Annotated in this window: 1 protein-coding gene; it reads left to right on the top strand. The window is 46.2% G+C overall.

The features are described from left to right. Nucleotides 1-23: 23 nt before the first annotated feature. On the top strand, nucleotides 24-249 hold a 226-nt coding region (locus PU683_RS20750), incomplete at its 3' end, for a NusA N-terminal domain-containing protein (protein ID WP_277174504.1).

Below are 249 nucleotides of genomic sequence, written 5' to 3'. Positions count from 1 at the left end.
CGTACGGTGAGTTGGAGATTACGATGAGTCGTGAATTATTGTTGTTGGTTGATGCCATGGCCCACGAAAAAAATGTGGATAAAGAGGTGATTTGTACTGCCTTGGAACTGGCATTGGCTTCTGCAACGAAAAAGAACCATGAAGAGGGTGCCGATATTCGCGTGGAGATTGACCGCGAAACTGGTGACTATAAAACCTTCAGACGTTGGCAATATGTGGAATACGACCTGCTGGAAAGCTCTGCTTACC

This window comes from Candidatus Kosakonia sp. 282A-S69 (genome assembly GCF_029433855.1).
GTDB lineage: Bacteria > Pseudomonadota > Gammaproteobacteria > Enterobacterales > Enterobacteriaceae > Kosakonia > Kosakonia cowanii_A.
Note: the sequence above shows the minus strand (reverse complement) of the source record. Positions and strands in the feature narration are given on the sequence as shown.